The organism is Microseira wollei NIES-4236 (assembly GCF_020521235.1).
GTDB classification, from domain to species: Bacteria; Cyanobacteriota; Cyanobacteriia; order Cyanobacteriales; family Aerosakkonemataceae; genus Microseira; species Microseira wollei.
Genome location: NZ_BLAY01000662.1, coordinates 1 through 283, shown reverse-complemented (window position 1 = coordinate 283; position 283 = coordinate 1). Strand labels below are relative to the sequence as shown.

Genomic DNA, 283 nt, shown 5'->3' with positions numbered 1-283 from the left:
ATTGCCGCCGCCGTCCTGGGGTAGGGGCACGGCAACCGTAATCTGTTGGTTGATGCCCCAGATTGCCGCCGCCGTGCCCCTACATTTCGTCTGCCATATCACCTGGTGCAGAATTTGTCAACCGCATCGTTGGTTTCCGCCCTGGGGTAGGGGCAGGGCAACCGTAATCTGTTGGTTGATGCCCCAGATTGCCGCCGCCGTCCTGGGGTAGGGGCACGGCAACCGTAATCTGTTGGTTGATGCCCCAGATTGCCGCCGCCGTCCTGGGGTAGGGGCACGGCAA

The 283-nt window shown here is 62.2% G+C and carries 1 protein-coding gene; it reads right to left on the bottom strand.

The features are described from left to right. Positions 1–79: 79 nt before the first annotated feature. Positions 80–283: hypothetical protein (locus MiSe_RS50180; protein ID WP_226595100.1), on the bottom strand; the 204-nt coding region annotated here is incomplete at its 5' end.